The organism is Pseudomonas putida (assembly GCF_028682635.1).
Classification (GTDB): domain Bacteria; phylum Pseudomonadota; class Gammaproteobacteria; order Pseudomonadales; family Pseudomonadaceae; genus Aquipseudomonas; species Aquipseudomonas putida_AE.
In genome coordinates, this window is the sequence record NZ_JANHLK010000014.1 from 74,153 (window position 1) to 91,570 (window position 17,418).

Annotated in this window: 9 protein-coding genes; 4 read left to right on the top strand and 5 right to left on the bottom strand. The window is 60.4% G+C overall.

Features of this window, described 5'->3' with window-relative positions; genetic code table 11:
* Positions 1–285 precede the first annotated feature (285 nt).
* Both NPS56_RS18435 and NPS56_RS18440 read right to left on the bottom strand, forming a co-directional pair.
* A complete protein-coding gene (locus NPS56_RS18435) occupies positions 286–600 on the bottom strand; it encodes an SCP2 sterol-binding domain-containing protein (RefSeq protein WP_008059234.1) in 315 nt (104 codons plus the stop codon).
* 78 nt (positions 601–678) lie between these two features.
* Positions 679–1,389, bottom strand: a complete 711-nt coding sequence (locus NPS56_RS18440) for a histidine phosphatase family protein (RefSeq protein WP_274075928.1) — start codon at positions 1,387–1,389, stop codon at positions 679–681.
* A 201-nt stretch (positions 1,390–1,590) separates the two neighbouring features.
* Between NPS56_RS18440 and sohB the strand changes: the two genes are divergently transcribed.
* Positions 1,591–2,613 (top strand): protease SohB, encoded by a 1,023-nt coding sequence (sohB, locus tag NPS56_RS18445; protein WP_274075929.1) that lies wholly within the window; start codon positions 1,591–1,593, stop codon positions 2,611–2,613.
* 177 nt (positions 2,614–2,790) lie between these two features.
* Entirely contained in the window at positions 2,791–6,618 is a 3,828-nt protein-coding gene (locus NPS56_RS18450; RefSeq protein WP_274075930.1) for a dermonecrotic toxin domain-containing protein, read from the top strand.
* A 68-nt stretch (positions 6,619–6,686) separates the two neighbouring features.
* On the opposite strand, the gene NPS56_RS18455 is transcribed toward NPS56_RS18450, so the two are convergent.
* Positions 6,687–7,181: a DUF934 domain-containing protein gene (locus tag NPS56_RS18455; RefSeq protein ID WP_274075931.1), complete on the bottom strand. Its 495-nt coding sequence runs from the start codon at positions 7,179–7,181 to the stop codon at positions 6,687–6,689.
* Positions 7,165–8,823 carry a nitrite/sulfite reductase gene (locus tag NPS56_RS18460; protein WP_274075932.1) on the bottom strand — a complete coding sequence of 553 codons (1,659 nt, stop codon included), beginning with the start codon at positions 8,821–8,823 and terminating at the stop codon, positions 7,165–7,167. The genes NPS56_RS18455 and NPS56_RS18460 overlap by 17 nt, the downstream gene beginning before the upstream one ends.
* 523 nt (positions 8,824–9,346) lie before the next feature.
* On the opposite strand from NPS56_RS18460, the gene NPS56_RS18465 reads away from it, so the two are divergent.
* Complete coding sequence (locus tag NPS56_RS18465) at positions 9,347–10,420, top strand: ABC transporter substrate-binding protein (protein ID WP_274075933.1); 1,074 nt, start codon at positions 9,347–9,349, stop codon at positions 10,418–10,420.
* Here the strand turns inward: NPS56_RS18465 and NPS56_RS18470 are convergent.
* Positions 10,417–10,635 carry a DUF2970 domain-containing protein gene (locus tag NPS56_RS18470; protein WP_274075934.1) on the bottom strand — a complete coding sequence of 73 codons (219 nt, stop codon included), beginning with the start codon at positions 10,633–10,635 and terminating at the stop codon, positions 10,417–10,419. The genes NPS56_RS18465 and NPS56_RS18470 overlap by 4 nt on opposite strands.
* Before the next feature lie 122 nt (positions 10,636–10,757).
* On the opposite strand from NPS56_RS18470, the gene NPS56_RS18475 reads away from it, so the two are divergent.
* Entirely contained in the window at positions 10,758–17,354 is a 6,597-nt protein-coding gene (locus NPS56_RS18475) for an NEL-type E3 ubiquitin ligase domain-containing protein (RefSeq protein ID WP_274075935.1), read from the top strand.
* Positions 17,355–17,418: the final 64 nt, after the last annotated feature.

A 17,418-nucleotide genomic window follows, 5' to 3' on the forward strand; every position in this document is an offset into this window, starting at 1 on the left:
CCCTGCGAACAGCGGGCTGATCCAGGCACCGACGGCGCCTGCGCCAAGACCTTGCAGTACGTGACGGCGGTTGACGCCGTTGTGTTCCTCGGGTGGGCTCATATCAGTGCTCTGCGCAACGTGAGTTGAGGGCAAACAGCTGAAGCCAGCCGCATGCGGCCAGAAGGAATATAGTCGGCAAATTCGCAGTGAGTGGTTTTCAAACGCCGAAAACGACGAATCCCGCCACAAGGGGCGGGATTCGTTTGCAGCCAGGCGCGCTTGCGAAAGCCGCAAGCGGCGCGCTTAGGCCGGGAACAGCTCGGACAGTTTCATCGCCAGCATCATGTCGCCTTCAGCGCGCAGCTTGCCGCCCATGAACGCTTGCATGCCGTCGGTTTCGCCGCTGACGATGCCTTGCAGGGTTTCGCCGTCCATCACCAGGGTCACCTGGGCGTCCGGGTTTTCGCCTTCCAGCAGCTCGCAGGTGCTGTCCTTGACGACCAGCGAGAAGTTCTTGGTGTCGTCGATGCGGAAACCGAAGACCAGGTCCAGACCGGCAGCAGCGGCTGGGTTGAACTTGGCTTTCATTGCTTGTACGGCATCAGCTACGGAGGTCATGGTTTGATCCTTTTTGTGGTAATTAGAGCAGGGTAATTAGAGCTGGGTGATTACAGCCAGGGTCACAATAGTCCGGACTCAGCGAAACGTGATGAGTTCGGGGGTCTTCAACAGTTGCAGGTGCGCATGACTGTTGAAGGAAGCCAGGGCCACCTCGCGACCACGAAACTTCAGGTGGTTGAGCGAGGTATTGACGATTTGCCAGTTCAGTTCAAACGCCTGTTTGGCAGGCATTTGGGTAATGAGGTGGAGCAGGGCGGTAATGGTGCCGCCGGAGGTGAACACGGCGATTTTCTGGGTGTTGTCGGCTTGTTCGAGGATGCGCTGCAAGCCGGCCTGAACCCGCTCGACAAAACCCAGCCAGCTTTCCAGGCCCGGCGTGTCATAGGTGCCGGCGAGCCAGCGTTCGATGATCAGGGCGAAGATGCGTTGGAACTCGCTTCGGTTCTGTGCGGCGTTGCGCAGGATGTTCAGCGCGTCGGGCTCGTCCGGCAGCATGGCCGGCAACAGCGCGCGGATCACCGCGTCAGCATCGAATTCATTGAACGCCGAATCGGTCTCCAGGATCGGCACCGGCAGGCCCACGGCGGCGTATTGTTCCAGTGCGCTGTTGGCCGTATGTTGCTGGCGACGCAAGTCGCCCGACAGGCACCGATCGAAGCTGATACCGAGTTCGGCGAGGTGCTGGCCGAGAATTTCCGCCTGGCGAATACCGGTGGGCGACAGGACGTCATAATCGTCTGCACCAAAGGAGGCCTGGCCATGTCGAATCAAATAGATGCTGCCCACGTCCGCGTCGTCCCGGTACGTTGAAGGTTTGGCGAGGTTATGAGGATGGCGCTGAGCTGTCAATGAAAAAACATACGCTTGTTTGAAATGCCCGTTACAGCCCTGTTGCCAGAGGTTTCACGACTGGTCGCAGGCGCGGCGCATGGGTATGCTGGTGATATCCCGCGCACTTGCATGCCGCGCAACGTTTAAGGAGTCCCTGTGGAGTTTTTGTCCGAGTACGCCGTTTTCCTGGCCAAGACCGTGACCCTGGTGATCGCCATCCTGGTGGTGCTGGCCAGCTTTGCGGCCTTGCGCAGCAAAGGTCGACGCAAATCCGCCGGCCAGTTGCAGGTCAGCAAACTGAATGATTTCTACAAGGGGCTGCGCGAACGCCTGGAGCAAACCTTGCTCGACAAGGACCAGCTCAAGGCCTTGCGCAAGTCCCAGGTCAAGAGCGAGAAAAAACAGAAGAAGCAGCCCGAGGCCAAACCGCGGGTGTTCGTGCTGGACTTCGACGGCGACATCAAGGCCTCGGCCACTGAAAGCCTGCGCCACGAAATCACCGCGCTGCTGACCCTCGCCACGCCCAAGGACGAAGTGGTACTGCGCCTGGAAAGCGGCGGCGGCATGGTCCACAGCTACGGCCTGGCGTCCTCGCAGTTGGCCCGTATCCGTGAGGCCGGCGTACCGCTGACCGTGTGCATCGACAAGGTCGCGGCCAGCGGCGGCTACATGATGGCGTGCATTGGCGAGAAGATCATCAGCGCGCCGTTCGCAATCCTCGGCTCGATCGGTGTGGTCGCGCAGTTGCCCAACGTCAATCGCCTGTTGAAAAAGCACGACATCGACTTCGAGGTGCTGACCGCCGGCGAATACAAACGCACCCTGACGGTATTTGGCGAAAACACCGAGAAGGGCCGGGAGAAATTCCAGGAAGACCTGGACATTACCCATCAGTTGTTCAAGAACTTCGTTGCCCGCTATCGCCCGCAACTGGCCATCGACGATGTGGCCACCGGTGAAATCTGGCTGGGCATTGCAGCGCTGGACAAGCAACTGGTGGACGAACTGAAGACCAGTGACGAGTACCTGGCCGAGCGCGCCAAGCAATCCGAGCTTTATCACCTGCATTACGCCGAACGCAAAAGCCTGCAGGAGCGCATTGGCATGGCGGCCAGCGGTTCGGTTGATCGTGTGCTGCTGAGCTGGTGGAGTCGCTTGACCCAGCAACGCTTCTGGTAATTTCCTGGGTCGTTGAAAAAAAACCGTGGGTAATTCCACGGTTTTTTTCTTTCAGGGCGATCCAAATTCCTTGCGAAGAAGGGAAGTTTCCTAAGCCCCCTGACGATTGCTCCCGCTTTTAGGGGGATCGGGGCCGGGTATGGTGGTGTTCCTGAAATGAGCGCAAAGGAATGCACCATGAATGAAATACCTCCCGCCAATGCTGCAAGCCCTGATCCCTCGCCGCTTCTGCGAATGCGCGATGAACTGAAAACCGCTTTGGCCATCTCCCTGCCGCAAACCCCCGGTCAGTTTGGCGAGCAGTTGATCAAAAAACAGTGGGGCCAGTACATCGATCCGGCGACAGCCCAGCTGGTGACCCTGGATTACGATTACAAGGGGCATCCTGCGCAGAACGGCATCCACCAGGGACGGGTGGCAAGTTCCATGTCCCTGGTGCAAGCGTTGCTGTCCAACTATCAGACCGAGGGCGACGGGCGCTTCGGTGAATCCGCGTTTGGGTTGTACACGCCACCGGATGTCGGGCCGTCGATAAGGATCGTGGCCCACGTTGACGAGTTTGCCGACATTGGCAGCGGCAACCACGCCAGCTATGAAGGCATCTACCGCCAGACTGTGCCGCAAGGCTACGGACCCGCCACTCAGATCGCCGTTAGGCCCGCCGATTTCAAGCAGTGGGTCTGGGGACTGGATCTCCAGGGCCTGTACCAGGCCTATCTCGGGCAAACCTGGCCAGCGGACGCCGAGATCGTCGCAGCCAAACCGAACGCCCTGAAAACCTCGGCCAAAGCCGCCCTCGTCATGGCTGCTTTTCTGCAGTTTCGTGAGAAAAGCCTGAGCCAGAAAGGTCTGGAACTGGCCCTGCAGGCGGCAGGACTGCCGCCTGACCAGGCATGGGCAACCCTGAAACTCGAACAACTGCAGGCACCGGGCTGCAGGCTGGCGAATCTGAAGTCGGGTCGCCTGAAGCTCTATCGCTACAGCTCGAAGGATATCTGGGGCTGGCGTGATCCGAATGGCCGGATTGTTTTGTACATCCCAGGTAACTCTTCTCCGCTGCACATCTTCGGCGATGCCGGGCAACTGCATCAATGGGTGGTGGAGCAGGGCAAAAGTGACGCGACGAAACTGGCCCTGGCTGCGCACTTTGCCGAGGAGGACCGCAAGGACGGTACGTTCCATGCGGGTGTGGTGACGGCGTTGGACGGCATGGCGGTCTATCCGCGGCAACACCGGTTGACCAACGAAGCGGGTTTCTTCAATGACGACGGTTTCTGGGAACCTGCCCGCTACATCGCCTTCGACGACTCGCCAGCAGGCGCCGACCCGTTTGCCCAACTGGTGCTGGCCATGAAGGAGGCCTCCCTGGCCAGTGTCAAAACCATTCGTGACGATGCCCAGGTCAATCGGGATAACCTGAGTGCCGCCGTCGAACCTGTGGTGCAGTGGATCAACCGTTTTGGCCCCCTGGCGCTGTTCGTCCCCGGTGGCGAAGGATTGCTGGCGCTGGCCGGCATCATCGACGCCGGTTATGGTCTTGATCAGGCGGTCAACGGTGAAACCGCGGATGATCGAGGGGCGGGCGTCACCCGAACAGTGTTTGGCTTGCTCAACGCGCTGCCGCTGGCGGGCGTAGGCGCGGTGCTGAAGGACGATGCTGAGGCAGGCGCCATTGCCGAGCGTTCCCGCGAACCAGGCCAGAATGCGGGCGATGCCAGGCCATTGCCGGATCAGGCCGCGGAGCCTTCAGCGCCGGCGGATCCCGCAGCGCTGAACCGTGTGCAGCTTCTGCGCGGAATCGGACCCTCAGTGGCATCCTTGAGCGATGAAGTGCTGGCGCAGATCGGCAAGGTCAGCGAAATCGATGATGACATGCTGCGCCTGATGAACAGTGGGCGCTCGCCGACGCCCTTGCTGGCCGATACCATCAGCCGATTCAGGATCGATCAGGAACTCGGGCAGGCGGCAATATCTCAACGCGCGCGCGCCGAGCTGTTTTCCACCCGGTACCAGGCGCTTCAGCACTCGGAACATCAGTGGGTGCGGTTGTTCCAGCGGCAATACCCTGGCCTGCCCAGGAGCGCCATCGAACAAATGCTCGAGCGCTATGGCGTGGACCTCCAGAGCCCGGTGGACGCTGCACGCGTGCGGCAAGCATTCAAGCAGCTGAACCAAAAGGCCCTGCAATATCAGGAGCATGTGCGGCTCAATCGTGCCTATGAAGGCTTGTACATTCGCTCGCAGGTCACTGCGGAATCGGACACCCTGGCCCTGCATTCGCTGAAAAACCTGCCCGGATGGCCAAGGAGCCTGCGAATTGAAGTGCGCGAGCACTCCGTCATCGGCCCAATGCTGGACCGTAGCGGCGCGCTTGACGCCTCGAGCGTCCGTCGACTGATCAAGGTGGATGGCCATTACCAGGGGCGAGCCGGGCAGATAGACTTTTATGCAGCGCTTGTCGAAGTCTTGTCCGAGGACGAGCGTTCGGCATTGCAACTGTCTGCGGTTGACCCGGCATTGGCGTTGCGGCTGCAAGTCGGTAAGCAGGCATTGCCACGCCCGGAGCTGGTGCTCGGACTGCACAGGATGGACAGCGGCCTGCCCTTCGAGACGCAAGGGCTGCGTGGCGGCGGTTTCCCCGGTACGCCGCAGGGCGCGGCGCTGACGCACGAAATGATGAGGCTGCAACTCAAGGAGATCTACCCGGATTTCACCGATACTGAAGCCGACGAACTGCTACAGCGTACCGGTGGCGGTGCGCAGGCACACATCGATTGGCTGAAACAACAGTTCCAGCAGCTCAACACGGACTTGAATGCCTGGATCGATCAGGTGATGGACGACATCGAGGACATGGACATTGACTTCCTCGACGCAGACGATGACGGGGCAGAGGGGCTGGCGGATGAGGAGATCGAAGAGCATAACGAAGAGCTGGTCCAGAACGCGATCAACTACGAACGGGAAACCAGGATCGAGCTGGCTGACGAGCTTAAAGACATCTGGCAAAGGCGTGCGAAAGACGACCTGCGCGTTTATGAAGGCGCAGAACTTGTTGGATTCAGGCTCCACATGGGCTTCGAGAACTATCACCGATTGCCGGTCCTGAACATCCGGTTCAACCATGTCGTCGAGTTATCGATGCCACGCTTCCATGTGGCCGAACGTGGAACCTTGAACGGGTTCCTGGAGTGTTTTCCGAATCTGCAGACCTTGGATCTCGAAAGCGCCGAACTGATTGAATTCGACGCCCAGGGCAATGGGCAGACTGTACTGCCGACGGCCATCTTCAGTCTGACGCGTCTCACTTCGCTCAATCTCAAGTCCACCGGCCTGAAGTTCACCGTAGAGACATCAGGGCAGTTGAGCGGGTTGGTCAGGCTTCACACCCTGGACCTGAGTGACAATCCATTGGAAGTACCCCCTGTGCTGCTGCGGATGAATGACTTGCGGCGGCTGAACTTGAACAACACCCAAATTACCCGGTGCCCTTACGGCATCAGGGATGAGCCGTACATGATCTCACTGGATTTGCGTGACAACCAGATTGCGCGGATTCCGCCCGCGGTGATGAATCAGGCTGTCTCGGTGGATCGTGTGCTGCTGTGGGGCAATCCATTGACGGACGAGGACACGCTGCGCCGTCTGATCATTCATCGTGAGCAAACGGGGATCAATTTATGGCTGGGCGCGCCAGGCGCCGACTATGGACAGCCTATGGCTTGGCTCCGAGACTGCGACGCAGCGCTGCAACAATCCCGGCAAGCACTTTGGCAGCGGTTGGCAGGCAAACCCTCCGGTACGCGGTTCTTGAGCGCAATAGACAGGCTAAGCCTGACCCCCGACTTCCGGGTCGCGTATCCGACACTGCAGGCACGCGTCTGGCGACTCCTGGAGGAGGCGGATGCTTCAGAGATCGTATGGAGTCGATTGATCGCGGTGCGTGGGCGGCTGGAAAACCCATGGGTGGCTTTCAGGATGCTGGAACAAATCGCAGGCCTTTGAACGGATTTTATCCGTGGTGCCTGCAAGGAGGGAGCCTTGAACCCCGAACGGGGTTCAAGGCTGGACGATCAGCGGCGACGGAACAGCGGCAGCGGTTCGTCGGTGGCGGCCTGATAGGTCACCGAGAAGTCCTTGAGACCTTCCAGGGCTTCGTACGGGTCTTTATCGGGGCGAATCGCGAACGCATCGAAACCGCAGCGGTGCAGGTAGAACAACTGGTCGCGCAGCACGTCGCCAATCGCCCGCAGCTCGCCTTTGAAACCGTAACGGTCACGCAGCAGCCGGGCGTTTGAGTAGTTGCGGCCATCGGTGAAGGCCGGGAAGTTCAGGGCGATGACCTGGAAGCTCGCCACGTCTTCACCGATTTCTTCCGCTTCTTCATCGGCGTCCAGCCAGATGCCCAGGCCGCCGTCGCGGGCCAGGAGCATGCGGCTGTGTTCACGCCACAACTGCAGCGGGACGATGTAGTCGTCGCAGTTGGTGATTTCGTCGATGCTGAAATCCTTGGGCAGCAGGTGCCAGGTTTCGTCGACGACTTCGTTGTTCTTAATGATTCGCTGCATAGACGCGTTCCTTGAAGAGGTCGATGCCAATACGCTGGTAGGTGTCGATGAAACGCTCGTCTTCGGTACGTTGTTCGATGTACACGTCGATCAGCTTCTCGATCACGTCAGGCATGGCTTCCTGGGCGAAGGACGGGCCGAGGATCTTGCCCAGGCTGGCGTCACGGCTGGCACTGCCGCCGAGGGACACCTGGTAGAACTCTTCGCCTTTCTTGTCCACCCCGAGGATGCCGATGTGGCCGACGTGGTGGTGACCACAGGCGTTCATGCAACCGGAGATGTTCAAGTCCAGTTCACCGATGTCGAACAGGTAGTCCAGGTCGTCGAAACGGCGCTGGATCGATTCGGCGATCGGGATCGACTTGGCGTTGGCCAGGGAGCAGAAATCGCCACCCGGGCAGCAGATGATGTCGGTCAGCAGGCCGATGTTCGGCGTGGCGAAACCTTGCTCGCGCAACTCGCCCCACAGGGTGAACAGCTTTTCCTGCTCGACGTCGGCCAGGATGATGTTCTGCTCGTGGGAAGTGCGCAGTTGACCGTAGCTGTAGCGCTCGGCCAGGTCGGCCACGGCGTCGAGCTGCTTGTCGGTGATGTCGCCCGGGGCGACGCCGGTCGGCTTCAGGGACAGGGTCACGGCAACATAACCTGGCTTCTTGTGGGCCAGGGTATTGCGTGCGCGCCAGCGGGCAAAGCCCGGGTGCTGTTGGTCGAGTTCGGCCAGGGCGGCGGCCTGGTCGTCCAGCGCCTTGTAGTCCGGGTCGACGAAGTGTTTGGCGACGCGATGCACTTCGGCTTCGGTCAGCGTGGTCTGGCCACCGCGCAGGTGCTCCATTTCCGCATCGACTTTCTGGGCGAAGACTTCAGGGGTCAGCGCCTTGACGAGGATCTTGATCCGCGCCTTGTACTTGTTGTCGCGACGGCCATAGCGGTTGTAGACCCGCAGGATGGCGTCGAGGTAGCTCAACAGGTCCTGCCACGGCAGGAATTCGTTGATGAACGCACCGACGACCGGCGTACGGCCCAGGCCACCGCCGACCAGCACGCGGAAACCCAGTTCGCCAGCGGCGTTGTGCACCGGCTCAAGGCCGATGTCATGGACTTCGATGGCGGCACGGTCGGAGGTCGAACCGTTGACGGCGATCTTGAACTTGCGCGGCAGGTAGGCGAATTCCGGGTGGAAGGTGGTCCACTGGCGGACGATCTCGCACCATGGGCGCGGATCGATCAATTCGTCGGCAGCGACACCGGCGAACTGGTCGGTGGTGACGTTGCGCAGGCAGTTGCCGCTGGTCTGGATCGCGTGCATCTGCACAGTTGCCAGTTCAGCCAGGATGTCCGGGATGTCTTCCACGGCCGGCCAGTTGAACTGCACGTTCTGCCGGGTGCTGATGTGCGCATAGCCCTTGTCGTAGTCGCGGGCAATCCTGGCCATCATTCGCATTTGCCGCGAAGTCAGCTGGCCGTAAGGCACGGCGACTCGCAACATCGGCGCGAAACGCTGGATATAAAGGCCATTTTGCAGGCGCAGGGGGCGGAATTCTTCTTCGCTCAGCTCGCCTGCCAGATAGCGTCGGGTCTGATCACGGAACTGCTTGACGCGGTCCTCGATGATCCGCTGATCGTATTCGTCGTATACGTACATATAAGTCCTGTTCTCAGGCTTGGGTCGCTCGGATACCGCTGCGTTTTTGTGCTTGCCGGAGTCCGATAAAACCTCTGCAATTCTGCGCGCACGGCCGCGCACTCCCTACGGAGCCGGGGCAAGATACCAGTTTGCGGTTATGCGCAAAAGTGATGTTTGAGTATATGTAAAGAACCAAAAGGACTAATGAGAATCGTTGTTGCAAAGACCCTGTTTGTGGTGCGGGCAATCGTCGTCTTTAATGTGATCGAGTCTTTATGCAATCACCGATAAAACCGACAAGAGGCGATGCAATGAGCAACCCTACCAAAGCAACGAAAAGCGATAGTTCGGTCGATGCCTGGGCGATCCTGTTCCTGATCATCCTGGTCGTTGGCACTGCGGTATTCTGGGTCAGTCACCAATAAACCAACCCGTCCGGGTCCCATTCCGACGATTGTCGGACAAAAACCCGAATAAACGCCGTTTTCCGGGGTTTCGCTGGCTATAATGCGCGGCGAATTTCCGGGGGCTCGGACGATCAATGCTCAAGTTCTTCTACTCCTTCCTGCTGCTGTTCGGCGCGGTTCACGGCACTGCTGCCCGAGCGGAATCGGTGCTGTTCCTGAACCCCGGAACGACCGAAGAAGCCTTCTGGGTCAGCTATTCGCAGTTCATGCAGGCGGCAGCCACGGACCTGGGCATCGACCTGCGGATTCTCTACTCCCAACGCATGCCGGAACTTACCCTGGCGCAAGCGCGTGTGGCGCTGCAAGGCCCCGGGCGTCCGGACTACCTGGTGTTCGTCAACGAACAATACGTCGCCCCGCAGATCATTCGCCTGGCCGAGGGCAGCGGGGTGAAGCTGTTCATGGTCAACGCGTCCTTGACTGCCAACCAGATGAGCCTGCTGGGCGAGCGCCCTGAGCGCCTGGGCAGCCTGGTGCCCAATGACGAGGAGGGCGGCTACCTGATGCTCAAGGAACTGATTCGCCAGCATCCCCCCGTGGCGCCCGGGGAGGTCATCGAGCTACTGGCATTTTCCGGCCTGAAAATCACCCCTTCGGCGCAGCTGCGCGAACAGGGCATGCTGCGGGCCCTGGCCGAGCACCCGCACGTGCGCTTGCGCCAGCTGGTTTACAGCGGCTGGACCCGGGAGCGGGCGTATGAACAGGCCGGGCTGCTGTTCCGGCGTTACCCGAAGGTCTCGCTGGTGTGGTCAGCCAATGACGAAATGGCGTTTGGCGCCATGCAGGCGTATTCGGAGACGGGCGGGGTTCCGGGCAAGGATGCCTTGTTCAGTGCGGTCAACAGCTCGCCGACGGCGTTACAGGCGTTGCTCGACGGACGCCTCAGCGTGCTGGTGGGCGGGCACTTCACCCTGGGTGGCTGGGCGTTGGTGGAGTTGCATGACGTGGATCAGGGTGTGGATCTCGACCATTACGGCGGCCGGGACCGGCGGATCCCGTTGCTGCAACTGATCGACATGGCACAGGCCCGGCGATTGCTGGCCATGGGCGAATCACCGGCCTACGGTGTGAACTTCCGTCGACTGTCAGCCAAAGGCCGGCCGACGTCGTATCGCTATCCGTTCAGCCTGCAAACCCTGATGCGTTAAATGCCGGCCAGATGCAGCACCAGTTGCACGATGCCATACAGCGTCAAGGCGAACACCGCCGTGAACACAATCCCCAGGACCACGAAATGACTGGGCTTGCCGTGGGTAAAGTCCCGCGCCCGGTTCTTCCCGCTCTGCACCCCGAACGCCGCCGCCATGACGCTGTGAAGCATTTGCCAGAAGGTCGGCGGCTTGTTGTCGGCTGGATCGTCCATAAACCCCTCTTCACCAAGGTGTGAGAGCTAAGCATAGCCAAACCCCATAACTATGTACCGCCACGCCGGCGGATGGCCGTGATGTCCTGACCCGCTCTCAATCGAGCAACAGGAATCACATCATGCCGGACCTTTCCACACCCGCTGAATCCGGGTTTCATGTCCCGTTTATCAAGAGCCGTGTTCCCGACTGGACGCGTCACCTGGCCACCCCCCATCTGCAGGCCATGACACTGGCGCGCAATCCTGCCCAGCGTTTCATCGAGGCTTACCCCGAACTGTATGCCAAGGCGTCACCGGCGTTGCGCCAGGCTTTGCTCGACAGCCAGGCACGGAGCAATGTTTCCACTCAGGCGCTGGCCACGACGCTCAAGGATTTGCAGGGCATTACCGAATTTGCCAAGCCATTGCTGACCGATGCGCTACAGAAAACATTCGGCCAGGCGCCGGATGTGACCGACACGGCGCTGTTTCATCTGCGCTCGCCCAATCGGGCCGAAGAGCAGTCATTGTTGCAGGCGGCGCTGCGCAACTTCGAAGAGGACGAGCCCTTTGACGAAGTGGCCTTGCAGGAGACCAGCGCGCTGGCGCCTGCAGGGGCACTGGAAAGTCACCGCTACGATCAAAGCGAGCACTACCCGTTTGCGAAGGTGCGCTACAGCATCCGTGACAAGTTGTCGATCGAGCCCGCGGCGTTCGCCAGCCTGTGCCGCGAGCTGGACGTGGGCAAGCAGTATCAGGACCACCTGAGTGCCGTGTTCGATGCGCCCGACAAGGCGGCGACTGTCCGCCAGCAGACGATTGCGGCGAACAAGGACAGGATGCGCGTGCAGGCGCATGTCGCGTTGCTACAGTCGAATATTGACCCTGCGGACCATGCCACGGTGTTGGCGCTACTCGACGGAGCCTCGCCCGTGCGGCTCGATGGGGCCTTGGTCGCCTACAGTCGGTTGCATGTTTTTGGCTCGGAGTTGAACGACGTGCTGATCATTGGCGCTGCGTCGCGTCGAACCAGGGCGGCCCTGCAGAATCCCTGGCTCGGTCTTCTGCCGTTTTCATCCTTGCTGCCCACCCAAATAGATGATACCCGGATCATCGTCTACATCCCGGGCGATCCCGTCAGCCCTCTCAAAGCGTACGGCTCGGGCCGCGAGTTTGCCCGGGACCTTGCGATCAAGCTGCGTACGTACAGTTACCAGCGGTTCTTCACCAGCTTTGTCGCACAGGATGAATCGAGCCGTTTTTATCGCAGGCTCAAGGCCCAGCTCAAGGTCCAGAAGTGGGACCCGGCCCCGGTTTATCCCGGCCCGCCTTATGACCCGGAGGCGTTCCGCAATGGCATGTATGTAGAAGTGTGGAACGAGGAAGTCGACCTGGGCATGGATGAAACCTTCATGGATGGCGAAGTGTTTGGCGCCTGTTATGAGTTTCATCTGGCCCGGGTGAAGTCCAACGCCAGGTTGCTGGCAATACCCACCGCCGAGGTTGACCACGAGGCCTGGATTGCCCGACTCGAACACTATGCCGAATGTGGGCTGAGCGTCTTGAACGTGGCAGCCTTTTTCGTGCCAGGGTTGGGCGAGGTCATGCTGGCCGTCACCGCCGTGCAATTGACCTACGAGGTTTACCAGGGGATGCAAGCGTGGAAAGAGGCAGACGCCGAGGAGGCCTGGGGCCACCTCAGTTCGGTTTTGCAGAACGTGGCGTTCATGGCCGTGTTGGGTGCGGTGGCCCACAAGGCACCACCGATCACGACCTCACGGTTTGTCAATGGCATGACCCGGATCGCCACGCCTTTTGGCGAGCCGCGTTTGTGGAGTCCGGATCTGGCCCCCTACAAGAGCAGTGTTTCCCTGGATGGAATTGAGCCGAACGCTTTGGGGCAGTACAAGATCGGGGGCAGGACCTACATTCGACAAGAGGGCAATGTCTACGAAAAGACCTTCGACCCGGCGCTGCAACAATGGCGGATCAAACACCCCAGCGACCCCCAGGCCTATCAACCTGTCTTGCGGCACAACCAGCACGGCGCCTGGCGTCACACGCTGGAACGGCCACTGGAGTGGGATCGCTCGACACTGTTGCGGCGGATGGGGCCGCAGATGGACGGTTTTTCCGATGCGCAGTTGCAGCAGATTGCCGAGGTCAGCGGCGTCAGTGATGACGCGTTGCGCCAGATGCACATCGATCACCAGCCACCGCCGCCGCTGTTGGCCGAGACCATCAGGTGGTTCAGAGGCGATCGACAGGGGAGTGCTCACGAGGCTGTTATTGAGCGACTGCAACGCAGTTTCCCGACGCTGTCGCCGGAGGGCGCGCGACAGGTGCTGGACAATGCCAGTGCTGCCGAGCTGGCCCAATTGCGCGACACCGCGAAAATACCCTTGCGCCAGGCCAGCGAGATTTGCGCCCATCTACAGCAAGCCAGCCTGAATCGGGCGCTCTGCGGTTTGCATCTGCAAGACATGGCGTCATTGGCCAGCGACCGTCTGGCGCTGCACTGTCTGGAGCAGTTGCCCGGCTGGTCGGCTGATATACGCGTGGAAATGCGTACCGGTTCGATCAAGGGCCCACTGCTGGACAGCGTCGGCAGCGACAGTGCGACGATTCGCTATTACCTGGTCAAGGGCGACTGTTACTTTCGCGCCTATGACGCGCAGGGCAGGGCTCTCAACAATTTGCCCGTCCATGGCCGCAATCTCTTCGAATCGCTGCTGGAGTACTTGCCCGAAGCGGCACGGGCGAACCTGGATGGCAATCAAGTCCAGGCTTTGCAAAACAAACTGGCGAATTATGCCGGTGCTCATCGCCACGAGATGTCGCTGATCCTCAAGCAGCGCCCGTTGAATGGCGCCGGGCCGTCGCTGCGATTGCCCGATGGCCGCCTCGGATACCTGGCCAGTGGCCGTGGGGTCGGTTTCCCGGACGGCGCGTTGGTCTCCAGGGTGCGAGACCTCTACCCGAACCTTTCCGATGCGCAAGCCAGTCAGTTCGTCAGAGGCCGCCTGAGCGCGGGAGACACCGATCGGCAAGTGTTCAATCTGTTGAGCAACCGCCAACGGGAGTTCGAGGCATTGGATCGCGCCTTGAACAACTGGGTCGACGCTGGCGTGCAGGCCCCTGCGGGTGGGCCGTCGCGCCGGGTCATCGCCGATCGGTTGATCCAGTGCTGGCGCAACGGTCTTGATCGAGGATTGGAGCCTGCTTTTGAGCTGAATTTAAGTGGGGCTGACGCGTTGCCCGAGTTGGATGCCGACTTCACTCATGTGCGTAGCGTACGACTGACCAGTGATCAGCTCATCGGTGATTCGGGCGTTGCGCTGCTGCGGCGGTTTGCGAAGCTCAAAAAACTGGAGATTTCCGTGCGAGGGCAGGATATGGCTGCCTTGGCCGAGAAACTGCCGGGATTGACGGCTATTACCGAGCTGGCGCTTGAAAGCCCGTTGCCGACCTTTGCGCCGCCATTGGTGCAGGCGCTCGAAGGGATGACTCAGCTTGAGCAGTTGGCGCTCACGGGCAATATGGGCGCCATGGACTTCAGCACGCTGACCAATCTGCGGTCCCTGAGGTTGGCGGGGGATCTGACCGAATGGCCGAACGGGGTGTTCGGCTTGAGCAGGCTGGAAACCCTCGATTTACGACGGATGCCGATCAGGTCGCTGCCTGACGAGCTGTTCAGTGGCAATGAGTCGCTATGGCGACGCATGCAGCTCAATTGGGCTGCGCTGGAACCGCAGGCCTTCAAGAAAGCCTATGGTTATGTGCACGACAACCCGGCCCATTTACTCAACGAGCCGCAAATGGTTGCCAGGTACTGCAGGGGGCGATTGTCAGAACTGGCACCCAATGATGACACCTTTGCATCGGACGCAATGGCGCAATTCAGTAAAGACGGGCTGTCCGGACGGGCATTACTGGATCAGGTCGAGGCACTGCATCAGCAGCAGCTGGCATTGAGTCAGTCGTTGGACGCCTGGAAGGATAGGGTTGTTCGGGTTGACGGCAGGCAGATGGAGTTACACCACCGCGCGCTGATCGCTGAAAAGATCCGCGAATGCTTTCTCAAGGGGCTACGTGCCCGGTATGCACCCGCCCAGCCTGTGGCAGGCCCGTCGTGGGGGCAAGGTGACGCGCTGTTTGAAGGGTTGGACCTGACGGGATTTGGACCGTTGGGCGATTTACCCGAGCTTGGCGATACGGTCTTTGCTCATGTGCGCAGCCTGAAGCTCAGTAACAGCGCGCTATCGACCGAGCACGTCAGTGATTTTCTGAGTGGATTTCCCCAGCTGCGCGCACTCGACCTCAGCGCCAACCGGCTGACCGGGCTGCCCCAGGCACTTGACGGGCTCGGGCAACTGCGCGAGTTGAACCTCTCATATAATCAGCTGACGATCACGGCGTCGGCGCAAGCGCGGTTGAACCGTATGACCGCCTTGGAAACCCTGAACCTGGCCTACAACCGGGTCGGCGCCTTGCAGGTCGGTTCGATGACGGGCCTGCAAAGCCTGGACCTGAGCCATAGCAATATCCGCAACTGGCCCGAGGGTGTGCTGGCGTTGCCCAACCTGCGCCGTCTGGCCCTGAATCACAGCGGCATCACGGACATCCCCGCGGCGGCCCTGGCCGGGCATGACCAGCTGTTGGCGGCGACTTCGCTGCAAGGTTGCCGGCTGAGTCCGCAAGCGTTGACGTCGGTACGGACATACGCTGACCGCACGGCATCGCGCAACCCGCTGGGTATCGAACGATTGCACCTGTCTGCCGGACGAACCGGAGGCGATCCGGAGTTCTATCCGATTGAAGTATCGGAGCGCCCGGACCTGATACTGCCGTTGCACCTGGAGCCGGGCGAAGGTGACGTGCCCCGGACAGCGGCCGCCAGGCTGCAACGTCTTGATCCTCAACTCGGCGCTGCTCAAGCCGTTGAACGGATTGATGCCTGGCTCACCCGGGGCATGAGCGCTCTGGAAATTGAAGCCCGGCTGGTCCAGTGGCAGCAACAGCGGACGCAATTGATCAAGCAGTTGAATGACTGGATCGATGTCCCGGCCTTTCGCGGCCATCAGGGCTGGGTGGGCGCGTTGGACCGCCGCCGGGCGGCTAACCAGCTCCTGGAGTGCTGGCGGGCGACCTTGCGCGAGGCGCCTGCGGCCGAGGGCGCAGCGACTGATGCCGTGCTGGACTTTGCCGGCCTGGTCATCGGTGATTTGCCGGCCTTGCCGGTTTCGTTCGAGCATGTCGGTGCATTGGACCTGAGCGGTGTCGGGCTCACGGAAAACTCGGATGGGTTCCTGCGTGCGTTTCCCAAGTTGCGCAGCTTGACGCTCAATCACAACCGCCTGGGCGCGTTGCCCGACGCAGTGGGGCAATGTGAACACCTCATCCGCTTGAGCGCCAGCTATAACGATCTTGGCGCCAGTGATGAGTGGCAGCGTCAAGTGCGCTCCCTGAGGCATTTGCAATCGCTGGACCTGAGCGTGAACAGGCTGGTCAGTCTCGATGTCACCGGTCTTGAGCAGCTGCAAGCGCTGGATGTGAGCGGTAACCTTCTTTGGGATTGGCCGCAAGGTGTGCTGCAAGCGCCAGCGCTGGCAACCCTGGACCTGAGTGGCAACCGAATACAGATCATTCCTCCCGATGCGTTTCTGCCAGGGCACGCAGCCTTGATGGCTGGCACCAACTTGTCCGATAACATTTACCTGGAACAGGTGGAACTCATACGATTGCAGGAGTACCTGCAGGAAACTGGCCGAGGCCTGGGCTTTACCTCGCAACAGATTGAACGCCATCTGGAGGGCTTCGGGCCTGAATCTTCCGAGGGTTCCGAGGCCTCCGACGAGGAGGATCATCCCGACCATGAATCGCCGCAGGCACAGAAAGCCCGATGGTTTTCCGGCGTGGCGGCCGACTCGGAAAAACACCAGGTGTGGAGCGACTTGATGGAGCAGGACACTACCCACGACTTTTCATACATCCTCTCGCAACTTCAGCACACCCAGGACTTCGTCGCCGATCGCCTGGATCTGACGCAGCGCGTCTGGCGTGTCCTGGAAGCCGCCCATGGCGATGAAGCGCTGGGCAGGCGCTTGATGGACCTGTCGAGGGCATTGAGGAATCGCGTGACCTGTGGCGATGGTCGGATCCTGTTGTTCAACGAGCTGGAAGTCGAGGTCCATGAGTTCAATGCCTTGAAGTCCATTGCCCCGGAACACAAGGGTCGCGAGCTGCTGAAACTGTCCAGGGAGTTGTTCCGCCTGGCGCAGGTCGAAGAGATCGCCAGTACGCGTATCCAGCTCAGACCCAATATCGATCCTGCCGAGATTCGCCTGGCCTATCGAGTCGGCCTGGCCCGGCGTCTTGGATTGCCCAACCAGCCCAAAGGCATGTTGTATGAGAACCTGGCGCAGGTGACGACAGGGGATCTGGACCAGGCGTACGCATCGATCCTTGCCAGGGAACGGACCCCGGTGTTCATCGAGCAACTGACGGCGCGCAAATACTGGCGCGATTACCTGGAGGAGAAATACCCGGGGGAATTTACCCGGGTGCAGCAGGGCTTCCAGGCCAAGGCCAGTGAGCTGGAGGATAAATACCCGCAGCTCAATACGGCCTATCTGCAGGAGATGGAGGCGTTGGATACGGCCAATAAAGCCGAGCGCCTGCAACTGCTGACCACACTCAGCGAACGTGAGGTAGCCGAGTTGGGCGCTCAGGCCTGATCGTCAGCGCAAAAAGCTCTGGAGTCGGCGCAGGTCCGCCTCCAGAGCCCAAGGCTGCAAATCA